The organism is Neobacillus drentensis, assembly GCF_036962765.1.
GTDB lineage: Bacteria > Bacillota > Bacilli > Bacillales > Cytobacillaceae > Neobacillus > Neobacillus drentensis_C.
On sequence record NZ_JBALOS010000154.1, the window covers coordinates 1 to 13,509 of the forward strand.

The following is a 13,509-nucleotide window of genomic DNA, read 5'->3' on the forward strand; positions in this document are numbered from 1 at the left end:
ATACGATAATGGTGATGACACTTTTAATTTAGTAACAAATGATCCTCAATCTATTAAAGAAGGATTTAGTGAGGATAATTTTCCTAATATCTTTTTTAAGATTATTAATGTAAAAGATCTTAAGAATGCTTTTAATGTTAAAACGTATGGAAAATATAAGAATGTAGAGATAAATGTGCATAAGGAAAATGAAAATCAATATCTGGTTGGTACTTCCGATTCTTCAATAGCTAAAACCTTAGGTTTAGATAGAACTGATAAATATTATTATGAAAAATGGGTGCCAAAAGAAGATGTACAGTTATTTGAAGTCAGAAAGCCACTCATATTTTAAAATTAAACTGAGCTGTATAGCATTAATAAATATAATCAGGAAATATGGGTCGTTAATAAAGGATTCAAAGTCAAATGAGCTTTGAATCCATTTTTATATTCCCTGATACCAAGGTTTTTCCTAATAGTTTAGGGATGAATAGAATGGTAGATAAATTAAATTGGGATCAGAATGAAATTAGCTGGTATTTTGGACATAATATTGTTAAAGGAATAAATAATACTATCTTGGCATCCGTAAAACAGGCTCTCTACTTAAAGGAAATGATTTAAATCTACCAAGAGTAGATCGTGATACTTGGCTTGGATGGGTGCCTAAAAGTAAGGTAAAACTCATGGAAGAAAAAACAGCTATTAATCCAGAAGATTTATAAATTATGTGGTTGTATATAGAAGTAAAATATCATTTAGATATAAACAAGGATTCAAAGAGTAGTGAGCTTTGAGTCCTTATCTATTTCCTAAAGTAGATAACCGATGTGAATGCAGATAAATAATTACCAGGTGGGCTAGTCAAATAGATAGAAATATTAATATGATCGAATTTTTAGAGATAGTGTCGGTCCGACGGATATAGTACGGAATATTTATCAGAAATAGATCCATCCCCAGTGGTGGTATGTACAGGGGATGAAAATTATAACTATAATTTTACTAAACTTAAAGTTATCCTAAGGAGGATTTAATATGACGAATGAAAAAGCAAAGAAAATTATAAAAAATGAAGGGCTACAACGTTTTAATTGGTATAATGCACATCCGTTAAAAGAAAATGAAGTAGGGATAAGAATCAGTAATAATAACCATTGGGAAGTATATGTAACTGATGAGAGAGCTAGTGTTGTACAAGGCTCCATAAAAGTATTTGATGATGAAAGTGATGCGCTTGACAATTTTATTAAAAGATTGAGAACTGAAAAAATATTATTTCAGTAAATTTATTATCCCTAATAAGCACGTATTATTTCTGAAATTGAATAACTGGGATTTAGCATAGTTGATAAAGATACCATGAGTTTGGAAGTGTATCAAAAGAACAGTAGTGGATTCAAAAAGCATTAAGTATGGATGTTTCATGGAAGAAAAAACAGCAATCTATCCAGAAGATTTATAAATTAAGAGTCTGCTCTTTTTATGGAAGCAGGCTTTATTTATGCGTGCGGTTTCCACAAAATGTATTTTCTGCCATTCGTGGTTGAAAATCGGCCATTAATCTAAAATATCAGCCATTCCTTAAAGTTGAAACCTTACTCAATCTAATTCCGAATAATATTTACCTAGATTTGTATATTGTGTGTCATACGATAAAGGAGTTTTTTAGGAATACATAGAATACATACATATAATGCCATAAATGGGTATAATCCATCTGAGGAGGAGTCACCTTGTCTCTTGAACACATGAACCCCACAATTGAAAAAATACTAGTAAACATTGAAAAGGTTATGATTGGTAAAAGGGACGTAGCTGAACTTAGCTTGGTTGCCCTATTAGCTGGCGGCCACGTACTTTTGGAAGACGTACCAGGTGTCGGGAAAACGATGATGGTCCGTGCCTTGGCCAAGTCAGTTAATGCTAATTTCCGTAGGATTCAATTCACTCCGGATCTGCTGCCATCCGATGTTACCGGAGTCTCTATATATAATCCAAAAGAAATGGAATTTCAATTTCGTCCCGGTCCGTTAATGGGGAACATTATTCTCGCTGATGAGATTAACCGGACATCCCCAAAGACGCAGTCTGCGCTATTAGAAGGGATGGAGGAAGCAAGTGTTACGATTGATGGGGTAACCCATCAACTGAATCAGCCATTCTTTGTTATGGCGACGCAAAACCCAATCGAATATGAAGGAACCTATCCGCTTCCCGAGGCACAGTTGGACCGTTTTTTATTAAAAATGAGAATGGGTTATCCGGACTTACAAGAGGAAATCGAAGTGTTGAATCGCGCACAAAAGGTGCCGCCGATTGAAGAGCTAACTCCAGCCATTGACCTGGAAGGTCTTCTCGATTTGCAGAAAGAAATCAAAGATGTGTTTGTTGATGACACGATGAAGCGCTATATTGTCGATATCGTTAACCGTACAAGGGGCCACGGCAGTGTCTACCTTGGGGCAAGTCCTAGGGGTTCCATTTCCTTGATGAAAGCTGCACAGGCTTATGCCTATATGTATGGCCGCGATTATGTTCTGCCGGATGACATCCAGTATTTAGCTCGATTTGTCTTATCCCACAGGATTATTTTAAAGTCAGAAGCAAAATTCGAAGGGATTTCCGCTGAAGAATTAGTGAACCAGGTGGTTGCCAGAGTCCCGGTTCCGGTCCAAAGGTTAGTGAAATAAATGGAAAAATTTTGGCCGATATTGAAAAAAGTCTGGAAGTTTATCCTGTTGCTTTTTTTGATTTTATTAACGTTTTCTTATGCGATGTTCCAAGGGGGCTTTGTTAGCTGGTTTTTATTATACAGCTTTTTACCCTTTGCGATTTATTGTGTCGCCCTATCGTTCTACTCTTTAAATGAGCTTGAGGTGACACGAGTATTGCCAAAAGCCGACTATAATGCCGGAGAGCCATTAAAGGTGATGGTTTATGTAAAAAGGGCAAACACTTTTCCGCTCTTTTATTTACTAATTGAGGACCAGTTAGATGATTCCTTGAAATTTGCTCCCCAGCAAAAGAAACCGAAGGCCTTGCTTCTTCCAGGCTTAAGGAAGGAATTTTCTTATGAATATATCATTGATGAACTACCGCGCGGGGAACATTTTTTTGAATCCTTTACGCTAAGAATCGGCGATCCACTCGGTTTATTTGAGAAGGAAAAGAAGGTTGTTAAAGAGGGCAAAATCATTGTCTATCCTGCGTATACAGAGCTATTATATCGATCGTTTGAAAATCATTATGATTCAGGTTTAACGGCTTCCAGGGAACGTGTCCAGCGTGATACATCGATGGCGACTGGGGTAAGGGATTACCAGCCGGGTGATCGCTTCTCGTGGATCAACTGGAAAGCTTCCGCCAAACGAAATGTGCTGATGACGAAGGAATTTGAGCAGCGGCAATCACATGATGTTTTTGTGATCATGGACTGCATACCGAATAAGCAGTTTGAGCCCGTTGTTTCGTTCACAGCCTCATTAGTACGGGCTATTTTGAAAAAAGGAGCCCAGACAGGTCTGTTAACGATTAGCACCGAACGTGCCTCCTTTCCGATTCGCGGTGGGGAACAGCACCTCCAGCAGCTTTTTTATCATTTGGCCAAATTAGAGGCGAAGTGCATCATCCCTTTTGAAAAGGTGTTGGATACAGACGGTCTGCTCATCCAACAAGCGGTTTCGTTTATGCTTGTCACAGCCCAGATTACTAAACCCCTAATTGAAAAAGCGAGCTTTCTTGGCCAGAGAAAAGGTGGAACGATTACGCTTTTTCTGATTAAAGGGGAGAAAGAAGCTCCGACAGATGATGAGAGGTCATTGATGGCAATCGCTAATGGCCGCGGAGTCCGGGTGGTATGGGTTCAGGAAGGCGAACACATGGCTGCCTTTTCGGGGGTGAACTTCCGATGATTAAAAGAGATTTTTCATCATTTTTGTTATATACATTTAGTTTTTTTCTATTATGGGAATGGCTGCGGCCCATTGAACAATTAACAGAAACAGAGCATATTGAGATATTTATTATCTTTTTGGTGATCTCGTTTGCTTTATCTTTCTTACATTTTAAATGGTTTTGGAAATATAGTATAAAGACTTTCTTTATTTTCTATGCCATTAACCGGCTTCACTATGAAGAAGGGCTCTTTGATTCAACATGGGTCAAGGACTTCTTTAGAGATATAGCTGATAACTTTGGATTGCTCGCAGCAAGGAACTGGAATGGATTATCGAACGAGTTCAGGACATTGTTATTTTTTATCCTGCTTTGGCTAATGGTGTACTTAATAAATTACTGGATCTTAAATCGAAAGCAGATCTTTATTTTTTTCTTTATGACACTAGTCTATATAACGGTTTTAGATACTTTTACACCTTATGTTGCCAAAGCCGCGATTGTCAGAACGGTGGTGGCTGGTTTTGCGGTGATGGGAATGCTGACCTTTTACCGCATCATTCAAAAGGAAAATGTCAGCACCGAATCGACCTACCTGCGAAGGTGGATGGTGCCGCTCGTAGTTATGATTTCGTTAAGTGTTTTAGTTGGTATCGCTGCACCAAAAGCCGCACCATTTTGGCCGGATCCTGTTCCATATTTAACGGCTGCTAACGACAAAGTTCCAGAACGTAAGGCAAGCGGGGTTCATCGAATAGGGTATGGAACAAACGATGCTGAATTGGGCGGTCCATTTATAGGGGATAATAACCCCGTCTTTCAATATGGAGGGAATGGAAAGAATTATTGGAAGATGGAGACAAAAGATAGGTATACAGGAAAAGGCTGGCTCACTTCTGGAACGACGCCAATAACATTTCGTCAGGAAGACCTTGTCCCTGTCTTTTCACTGCCTGGAACAGTAGAAACAATTAAAGAATCGGCACGGGTCGTCACAAACCCGGCATATCATTTCAACTATCTTATGTATCCAGCCGGAATTAACAAAGTTTTAAAGATGCTCCCGGATGGCAGTCGATTTGAAATCGATACCACCAATGAAAGAATCAGCCTTTTTGGTGATAATAATGAACCAGCCGTACCTCGGGTCTTTACGGTTGAATTTGAAAGACCAAAATACAAGGCTAGGGACTTAATTCAGACAACAAGTTTCAACCCAACAAGCATCAACCAAGAATTTTATCAAAGATATACCCTTCTGCCAGAAGAGCTGCCGCCGCGAGTGAAAGCATTAGCAGAAGAGATTACTGCCACAGAAACCAATTGGTATGATAAGGCAAAAGCGATAGAAAACTATTTCGGAAGATCTGAGTTCTCCTATGATCAGAAAAATGTCGCGGTACCTGACACCAACGATGATTATGTTGATCAGTTTTTGTTTGAGACAAAAAGGGGATATTGTGATAATTTCTCCTCTTCGATGGCCGTTATGCTGCGAACGCTAGGGATTCCAGCACGTTGGGTAAAAGGGTTCACAGGCGGGGACTTTCTTCAATATAGTGATGAGGATTCAGGGACACAGATTTATCAGGTAACGAATAATAATGCCCACTCCTGGGTTGAGGTCTATTTCCCAAACCAAGGCTGGGTACCATTTGAGCCAACGAAAGGTTTTTCAAATGAAATTATTATTAATTATGAAGCAGGGGGGACATCATCCAATAATCAATCGACCAGCACACCACCGGTGAAAAAGCCTCAGCAAGAAGAGATTAAGGATACCAATCCAACAAATGATTCGAATAAATGGTTTGATGTGAAAAGAATCTGGGCGGAAACCAAATTGTTTTTCAAAAACAATTGGAAGCGAATGATTTTCTTGTTCCTACTTTTAAGTGGAGTGGCCGGCATTCTTTATCGTATTCGCGGCAAGTGGGTCCCATACTGTTTGTTAATGTTATACCGATTTAAGAAAAAGGACGAAAATTTCGGTGCAGCCTACTTAGCCTTATTGGAACAGTTTGATCGCTATGGGTTGAAGCGGAAAGAAAACCAAACATTACGAAACTATGCCCGCTACATTGATTCATTCTTTTCAACGAGAGAGATGACTCGATTGACTGCGATTTATGAAAATTATTTGTATCATCAACACCTGCCAAAGGGAACTTGGAAAGAATCGCATGAATTATGGGAAAATTTAATCAAAAAAACAATTACTTGACCAGAAAAACGACCTATTGTTACAATATGTACTAATTCATGTAAGCACGAGCACCCGATGGAAAGGATGCTCGTGCTTTTCAAAATATAGTACGTCTTCTTCATATATCCTCGATAATATGGTTCGAGAGTCTCTACCGGGTCACCGTATAATGATCTGACTATGAAGGCGGGATTTTTCTGTGGTCTTTTTGCGAGAAAACTAGAATTCTGCCTTCCTGGTGTTTTATGGAAGGGAGAATTCTAGTTTTTTTTATAACCTTTAATGGAAAGGTTAATAATAACTATAACTTGAGAAGATTGAGGTGGATGCTTTGCCAAGCAAGCACGAGATGATTATTGTATTAGATTTTGGGAGTCAATATAACCAGTTAATTACCCGTAGGATCCGTGAATTTGGGGTTTATAGTGAGCTACATCCGCATACGATTACAGCAGAAGAAATTCGTAAATTAAACCCAAAAGGGATTATCTTCTCCGGCGGGCCAAATAGTGTGTACGATGAAAATTCCTTCCGCTGTGATGAGGCCATTTTTGAAATGGGTCTGCCGATCCTAGGAATTTGCTACGGAATGCAATTAATGACTGTTCATTTTAATGGAAAGGTTGAAAAAGCGAACCAACGTGAATATGGAAAAGCAACCATGACAGTGCAGCATCCATCAGCGTTATTTAGCGGCCAGCCAACTGAACAGACTGTGTGGATGAGCCATGGTGACCTTGTTGTGGAAGCACCTTCAGGTTTTACCGTGGATGGCACAAACCCAACCTGCCCGATTTCAGCGATGAGTAATGAGGAGCAAAAGCTGTATGCTGTTCAGTTTCATCCAGAAGTACGTCATTCGGTTTATGGGAATGAACTGTTAAGAAATTTCGTCTTTAATGTGTGTGAATGCACCGGCGATTGGTCAATGGGCAACTTTATTGAAATGGAAATGGCAAAGATTCGTGAAACGGTTGGCGACAAAAAAGTCCTTTGTGCCTTAAGTGGCGGGGTGGACTCTTCTGTTGTTGCCGTGCTTATTCATAAGGCGATTGGCGACCAGCTTACCTGTATTTTTGTCGACCATGGTCTGCTTCGGAAAAATGAAGCTGAGAGCGTGATGAAGACTTTTTCTGAAGGCTTCCACATGAATGTCATCAAAGTCGATGCCAAAGAACGTTTCTTATCGAAGTTGGAAGGTGTTTCTGATCCAGAGAAGAAACGTAAAATCATTGGCAATGAGTTTATTTATGTATTTGATGATGAAGCGACAAAACTCGAAGGGATTGAGTTTTTAGCCCAAGGCACGCTTTATACCGATATTATTGAAAGTGGAACAGCAACGGCACAAACAATTAAGTCTCATCATAACGTAGGCGGATTACCAGAAGATATGCAGTTTAAACTGATTGAACCGCTGAATACCTTATTTAAGGATGAAGTCCGAGCGCTTGGAACCGAGCTTGGGATTCCAGATGACATCGTCTGGAGACAGCCATTCCCTGGCCCAGGTCTAGGTATTCGTGTGTTAGGAGCTATTTCAGATGATAAACTGGAAATCGTCCGCGAATCTGATTGGATTTTACGCGAGGAAATTAAAAAAGCGGGTCTAGACCGTGAAATTTGGCAGTACTTCACCGTGTTACCAGACATTCGCAGTGTCGGAGTAATGGGGGATGCAAGAACGTACGATTACACAATTGGTATTCGTGCCGTGACCTCTATTGACGGAATGACGTCCGATTGGGCAAGGATTCCATGGGATGTCCTAGAACTCATTTCGACACGTATTGTTAACGAAGTAGCACATGTAAACCGGGTAGTTTACGACATCACCAGTAAGCCGCCAGCAACAATCGAATGGGAATAAAAAAGCTTCAGCCCTTGGGCGCTGAGGCTAGACAATAAAAAAAGAAGCGCCTTGTGCGGCAGGTAAGAACTGGATCTAATATAGGTCCGGTTCTTATTTATTTAGCTTTTTAAATGGTAAATATTGATTTTTTATTGAATTGATTTTTGCTAAATTCGCGAAACTCATGCGTGTACGTGAGCCAGATGAGATCCCATATGGAAGACCGACCGAGGAGGCTCTCGGGCTTGCCCACTAAAAGGGAGTGAATTTCGTAATAATCACCACTATCTAAGAATACATTCATCATATACGAACGATATTAAAATTTTTTTTAATATCGTTCGTATTTTATATTTACAAGAGATAGGATTCCTGCTAAAATAAAAAACGAGTTAAGAGAATATTAATATTAATTGCATCGTATAATCTTGGGGATATGGCCCAAAAGTTTCTACCGAGCTACCGTAAATGGCTTGACTACGAGGCAGTGTTTTAAAATAGAGGCCAGCCTCTATTTATTGCACATGCCTAAAGTCACGCTCCGGTAGAATGATGCCGGAGCTTTTTTGCATAATAAAGAAAAGACCTTAGGGGGAATAGAAATGCAGAAGTATTTTGAGTTTGAGAAACATGGTACGAATTATCGCCGCGAGTTTATTGGGGGATTAACTACCTTCTTAGCAATGGCTTATATACTAGTTGTTAACCCGTTAACATTATCATTAGCATCAATCAAGGATTATCCTGATGCCTTAAGAATGGACTATGGTGCAGTATTTGTGGCAACAGCTCTTGCATCCGCAATAGGATCGATTGTAATGGGACTTCTCGGGAAGTATCCGCTGGCACTAGCGCCGGGAATGGGCTTGAATGCGTTCTTTGCTTATACTGTTGTATTAGGCAGTGGGATTCCTTGGCAACATGCCCTTGGTGCCGTTCTTATCTCAGGTGTATTTTTCTTCTTATTAACGCTGACTGGACTGCGTGAAAAAATTATTAACGCGATTCCAATTGATTTAAAACACGCAGTTGGTGCGGGGATTGGCTTATTCATTACCTTTATCGGGTTGCAAAATGCTGGAATTGTGGTCAATAATGATGCAACACTTGTTGGTTTAGGGGATCTAACTGCTGGACCTACTTTGCTTGCTATTTTTGGGATTATCATCACTGTAATTATGATGACTAGAGGGATTAATGGAGCAGTATTTTATGGAATGGTCATCACTGTCATCGTTGGAATGATCTTTAACTTAATTGATTTGCCGCATAAAGTAGTCGATACAGTTCCAAGTTTATCACCGACCTTTGGTGCAGCCTTCTCGTCATTTGGAGATAGTTCATTTTATTCAACAGCAATGCTTGGAATTATTCTTACCTTCTTGTTTGTTGATTTCTTTGACAATGCTGGAACACTTGTTGCAGTAGCAAACCAAGCAGGAATTATGAAAGACAATAAGCTTCCACGAGCTGGACGCGCGTTAATTTCGGATTCAATTGCAACAACTGTTGGTGCTGTACTTGGTACATCCACAACAACCTCTTACATTGAGTCATCTGCAGGGGTTGCCTCTGGGGCTAGAACAGGATTTGCGGCTTTAGTAACAGCAGGATTATTTATCTTATCGCTATTCTTCTTTCCGTTATTATCAGTTGTTACTGCACCTGTAACGGCACCTGCATTAATTATTGTTGGGGTGTTAATGGTATCTTCATTAGGAAAAATTGATTGGCAGCGTTTTGAAATAGCTGTTCCGGCATTCTTAACGATGATAGCAATGCCTCTGACTTACAGCATTGCCACCGGTATTGCTATTGGCTTTATCTTTTACCCTATTACAATGATCATAAAGGGCCGAACAAAAGAAATTCATCCAATCATGTACTTCTTCTTTGTAATCTTTGTTCTATATTTCATTTTCTTAAAATAAAAAAATGAGGACTGTGGGCTTTCCACAGTTCTTTTTTATTTGATCTTACTTTTGCTTCATTAATTAGGTGGATTGTATAATTTACCATTTGGTTAGACATAATGTTGTCGAACAATGTCGTTGACTTCCTGTTTTCACTCTTTTATCCTTTAATTATCAAGGTGAAATGGGAGAAATGGGGAAAAGGGTATGGCGCAACTGAAAATTGAAAAGGTTTTAAATAATAATGTGTTGATTGCTGAACACCCTTCTTATGAAGAAGTTGTTTTAATAGGCAAAGGGATTGGTTTTAATCGTAAACACGGAGACTTGATCGAAACAGATTCAGTCGAAAAACTCTTTGTTTTAAAAAATGAAAAAGAACAGCAAAATTATATTAAATTACTGCCTTTTATTGATAATGAATTTTTAGAGGTTATCATAGCGTCGATTGACTTAATTAAACAACGTACGAATTCGATGCTGAATGAACATATTCATGTTGCCCTAACAGACCATCTGATGTTTGCCTTAACGAGAGCTTCACAAGGGATGGAAATGAAAAATCCATTTTTAGTCGAAACGAAGGCGCTTTATCGCCATGAGTATGAAGTGGCTGCCGAAGTAGTCCAGCTTATTAAGGATAAAACTGGCATTAGCTTTCCGACTGGTGAGATTGGTTTTATCGCCCTCCACATTCACAGTGCCATAACCAATAAGGATCTTTCAGATGTAAATCAACATTCCCAGCTTGTCAGCAGACTAGTGGATATGGTTGAAGAGCAACTTGAAATCGAGATCGATAAAGAAGGAATCGATTATATGAGACTTGTTCGTCACCTTCATTTTGCTATCGATAGGGTTGTTAAAGGTGAAAAAGTAGATGAACCAGAAAAAATTGCTTCCCTATTGAAAGATGAATATCCTATATGCTATAATCTCTCATGGAAGCTCATAAAAGTGATGCAACAATCCTTAAAAATGAAAGTCTTTGATGCAGAAGCAGTATATCTAACCATGCATTTACAGCGACTTCAAAAAAAATATAAATAGCACTTATTCTTACGTGTTACTGATTCGATCAGGCATGAGTAAAAAGTTTAATTGAAATGAAGTGAATGGGGTAATCTATACCCATATCTTCATTTAATTGAACTTTTACTCATGCCTTTTTTTGTTGGTATTTCTCAAATATGTAACCGCTTTATGAGCTGTACAAAAAATTAGGAGGTATTTTTTTATGTTTAAAAATGCTTTTGGTGTTTTACAAAAAGTCGGTAAAGCACTTATGTTACCGGTTGCGATTTTGCCGGCTGCTGGGATATTATTAGCAGTTGGTAATGCGCTTCAAAACCCAACATTAATTGACCTCGCTCCATTCTTAGACAATAGTGCCATTGCTATGGTTGCAAAGATTATGGAACAAGCTGGTAGTGTTATTTTTGGAAACCTGTCACTGTTATTTGCTGTTGGGGTAGCGATTGGGCTGGCTGGAGGAGAAGGTGTAGCTGGACTTGCTGCGATTGTAGGGTTCCTAATTATGAATGCAACAATGGGAACTGCTTTGGGCATTGATGCAGATGCACTTGCAAAGCATCCTCAAAGTTATGCTTCTGTATTAGGGATACCGACACTGCAAACGGGTGTTTTCGGAGGTATCATCGTCGGTCTGATTGCTGCGTATATGTATAACAAATTCTTCGAAATTGAATTACCATCATATCTAGGTTTCTTTGCTGGTAAACGATTTGTACCGATTGCGACAGCTGCAAGTACTGTTCTTTTAGGCTTGTTAATGATTGTTATTTGGCCGCCAATTCAATCAGGTCTGAATGCATTCTCAACCAACATGGTTGATGCAAACAGAACCGTTGCAGCCTTTATTTTTGGAGTAATTGAACGGTCGTTAATTCCATTTGGATTGCATCATATTTTCTATGCGCCATTCTGGTATGAATTTGGAAGTTATACAAATGCTGCAGGAGAACTTGTTCGTGGTGACCAACGTATCTTTATGGAACAAATTAAAGATAATGTTCAACACTTAACGGCAGGTACTTTCACAACAGGTAAATATCCGTTCATGATGTTTGGACTTCCTGCTGCTGCACTTGCAATTTATCATGAAGCTCGTCCGGAAAAGAAGGCAATTGTAGGTGGATTAATGGCTTCTGCAGCATTAACTTCTTTCCTTACAGGTATTACAGAACCAATTGAATTCTCATTCTTATTTGTTGCACCGGTATTATTTGGTATCCATGCGATTTTTGCGGGATTATCGTTTATGACAATGCACTTGTTAAATGTAAAAATTGGGATGACCTTCTCAGGTGGATTGATTGACTATATTCTATTTGGATTAATCAATCCGCAAACAAATGCTTGGATCGTAATTCCAGTAGGTCTAGTCTTTGCAGTTATTTATTATTTCGGTTTCCGCTTTGCGATTCGGAAGTTTAATTTAAAAACACCAGGTCGTGAACTAGAGGAAGAAGATCAAGCACCAACAGGAAAAGCGGGTGCGGGTGATTTAGCATCTAATATTTTAGAGGCTATGGGCGGTAAGGGAAATATTGCTCACTTAGATGCGTGTATTACACGTCTTCGTGTATCGGTTAATGATATTAAAAACGTGGATAAAAACGAATTGAAAAAACTTGGTGCTGCGGGTGTCCTTGAAGTAGGTAATAACATTCAAGCGATTTTTGGACCTCGTTCTGAAACCATTAAGGGACAAATGAAGGATATTATGTCTGGTAAGAGACCAAGTGCGGCTTCTGTTGATACAGCTGATAAAGGTGCCGAGCAAAACAACGTAAATTCTGGTGCACTTGAAAAAGCGCGTGAGAATGAAGTGTTTGCAGCGCCGATTAAAGGTGAAATTAAGCCGATTACGGAAGTGCCGGATCAGGTGTTTGCTGGTAAAATGATGGGTGATGGCTTTGCGATTGTACCAGCTGAAGGAACAGTCGTTTCGCCGGTTAATGGAAAAATTGTAAACCTATTCCCTACAAAACATGCCATTGGTATCTTATCTGATACAGGCCGTGAAATCCTGATTCATGTTGGTATTGACACTGTTAATCTAAAAGGTCAAGGATTTGAAACGTTAGTTTCTGAAAATGACATTATTGAACAGGGACAGCCGTTATTAAAAGTTGATTTAGATTACATTAAAGAACATGCCACTTCTACAATCACGCCAATTGTCTTCACGAACTTAGCTGAAGGTGAGAAAATTGTGATCAATAAACAAGGTCAAGTGGAATTGAAGCAAGAAGGAATCATTACAATTACAAAGTAAGAGAAAATTGGCTGGCCCTGATGATGGGGCCGGCTTTTCTATTTATATGGTTGCTTTAAAGGGGTGCGAAAATTTACACTTTCCAATAACAGAGCTATTTATATAGAAGGAAATAGGAAGAGGAAATTTTTTTTAGGATTTTAATTGACGTAACATCGGCAAGGTGGTAGTATATTAAAGCAGTCGTTATTGACGAGTTACTAACTTATTGATGTTGAAAATATTTTAAAAAAATGTTGACAACGAATGACTGAAATGATATAGTTATAAAGTTGCTTCAAACGAAGTAACGGACTTGTTCTTTGAAAACTAAACAAACAAAATCGTGCAAACAAACAATAACTTTTAGCTTCAATTA

General features: G+C 38.9%; 10 protein-coding genes and 2 riboswitches. All 10 genes read left to right on the top strand.

What is annotated here, in order from left to right; genetic code table 11:
* Positions 1 to 334, top strand: a 334-nt coding sequence (locus tag V7137_RS19130; RefSeq protein WP_335699552.1) for a hypothetical protein, incomplete at its 5' end; no start/stop codon positions are given.
* A 74-nt stretch (positions 335 to 408) separates the two neighbouring features.
* Positions 409 to 606, top strand: coding sequence for a hypothetical protein (locus tag V7137_RS19135; RefSeq protein ID WP_335699553.1), 198 nt, complete (start codon positions 409 to 411; stop codon positions 604 to 606).
* A gap of 414 nt (positions 607 to 1,020) precedes the next feature.
* Complete coding sequence (locus V7137_RS19140) at positions 1,021 to 1,269, top strand: Imm59 family immunity protein (RefSeq protein ID WP_335699554.1); 249 nt, start codon at positions 1,021 to 1,023, stop codon at positions 1,267 to 1,269.
* Positions 1,270 to 1,733: 464 nt separating this feature from the next.
* Positions 1,734 to 2,675, top strand: a complete 942-nt coding sequence (locus tag V7137_RS19145; protein ID WP_420490152.1) for an AAA family ATPase — start codon at positions 1,734 to 1,736, stop codon at positions 2,673 to 2,675.
* Positions 2,676 to 3,896 (top strand): DUF58 domain-containing protein, encoded by a 1,221-nt coding sequence (locus V7137_RS19150; RefSeq protein WP_335699556.1) that lies wholly within the window; start codon positions 2,676 to 2,678, stop codon positions 3,894 to 3,896.
* Positions 3,893 to 6,103, top strand: coding sequence for a transglutaminase TgpA family protein (locus tag V7137_RS19155; RefSeq protein WP_335699557.1), 2,211 nt, complete (start codon positions 3,893 to 3,895; stop codon positions 6,101 to 6,103). Before V7137_RS19150 ends, V7137_RS19155 begins: the two co-directional genes overlap by 4 nt.
* 80 nt (positions 6,104 to 6,183) lie before the next feature.
* A riboswitch (purine riboswitch) is annotated at positions 6,184 to 6,286 on the top strand.
* Between the two features lie 148 nt (positions 6,287 to 6,434).
* Positions 6,435 to 7,955, top strand: a complete 1,521-nt coding sequence (gene guaA / locus V7137_RS19160; protein WP_335699560.1) for a glutamine-hydrolyzing GMP synthase — start codon at positions 6,435 to 6,437, stop codon at positions 7,953 to 7,955.
* A 380-nt stretch (positions 7,956 to 8,335) separates the two neighbouring features.
* Positions 8,336 to 8,437: riboswitch (purine riboswitch) on the top strand.
* A 102-nt stretch (positions 8,438 to 8,539) separates the two neighbouring features.
* The gene (locus V7137_RS19165; RefSeq protein ID WP_218351208.1) at positions 8,540 to 9,868 is read left to right on the top strand and encodes an NCS2 family permease; all 1,329 of its coding nucleotides are present in this window, start codon (positions 8,540 to 8,542) and stop codon (positions 9,866 to 9,868) included.
* 189 nt (positions 9,869 to 10,057) lie between these two features.
* Entirely contained in the window at positions 10,058 to 10,900 is an 843-nt protein-coding gene (glcT, locus tag V7137_RS19170) for a glucose PTS transporter transcription antiterminator GlcT (RefSeq protein WP_335699558.1), read from the top strand.
* A gap of 187 nt (positions 10,901 to 11,087) precedes the next feature.
* On the top strand, positions 11,088 to 13,151 hold the full coding sequence (ptsG, locus tag V7137_RS19175; protein WP_335699559.1) for a glucose-specific PTS transporter subunit IIBC: 2,064 nt from the start codon (positions 11,088 to 11,090) through the stop codon (positions 13,149 to 13,151).
* The last annotated feature ends 358 nt before the right edge of the window (positions 13,152 to 13,509 follow it).

Excerpts from the sequence above, each read along its gene's own strand:
- V7137_RS19155 (WP_335699557.1), top strand. The coding sequence starts at position 3,893 with ATGATTAAAAGAGATTTTTCATCATTTTTGTTATATACATTTAGTTTT.
- V7137_RS19140 (WP_335699554.1), top strand. The coding sequence starts at position 1,021 with ATGACGAATGAAAAAGCAAAGAAAATTATAAAAAATGAAGGGCTACAA.
- ptsG (WP_335699559.1), top strand. The coding sequence starts at position 11,088 with ATGTTTAAAAATGCTTTTGGTGTTTTACAAAAAGTCGGTAAAGCACTT.
- V7137_RS19145 (WP_420490152.1), top strand. The coding sequence starts at position 1,734 with ATGAACCCCACAATTGAAAAAATACTAGTAAACATTGAAAAGGTTATG.
- V7137_RS19135 (WP_335699553.1), top strand. The coding sequence starts at position 409 with ATGAGCTTTGAATCCATTTTTATATTCCCTGATACCAAGGTTTTTCCT.
- V7137_RS19165 (WP_218351208.1), top strand. The coding sequence starts at position 8,540 with ATGCAGAAGTATTTTGAGTTTGAGAAACATGGTACGAATTATCGCCGC.
- guaA (WP_335699560.1), top strand. The coding sequence starts at position 6,435 with ATGATTATTGTATTAGATTTTGGGAGTCAATATAACCAGTTAATTACC.
- V7137_RS19150 (WP_335699556.1), top strand. The coding sequence starts at position 2,676 with ATGGAAAAATTTTGGCCGATATTGAAAAAAGTCTGGAAGTTTATCCTG.
- glcT (WP_335699558.1), top strand. The coding sequence starts at position 10,058 with ATGGCGCAACTGAAAATTGAAAAGGTTTTAAATAATAATGTGTTGATT.